This is a genomic window from Holdemanella sp. DFI.5.55, from assembly GCF_020593575.1.
GTDB classification, from domain to species: Bacteria; Bacillota_I; Bacilli_A; order Erysipelotrichales; family Erysipelotrichaceae; genus Holdemanella; species Holdemanella hominis.
In genome coordinates this window covers 1-238 of the sequence record NZ_JAJDMK010000365.1, presented here as the reverse complement: position 1 = coordinate 238, position 238 = coordinate 1, and the positions used below count along the sequence as shown (strand labels likewise).

Below are 238 nucleotides of genomic sequence, written 5' to 3'. Positions count from 1 at the left end.
ATCATTGTCGTAGTCGATAACGTCATCGTCATCGTCAGCCCCCGCCAAGAAGGCATTGACCTTGCGACGCTTCTTCTTTGGACGATCTTCTTCTTCTTCGTTTTCGCCAACCGTGGCTTCGTCGATTGATTCGTATGGGTACCATGCACGCAGGCCCCAAGTATTGTCACCAAGGGAAATAAAACTGCCATCGACGTTCAGGTCCGTGTAGAACTGAGAAAGCCGTTCCCGAATTTCC

1 protein-coding gene is annotated in these 238 nt (G+C 50.4%); it reads right to left on the bottom strand.

Annotation, left to right across the window (positions count from 1 at the left end; translation table 11 throughout):
- Positions 1-238, bottom strand: a 238-nt coding sequence (rpoE, locus tag LJE08_RS14430) for a DNA-directed RNA polymerase subunit delta (RefSeq protein WP_227403639.1), incomplete at both ends; no start/stop codon positions are given.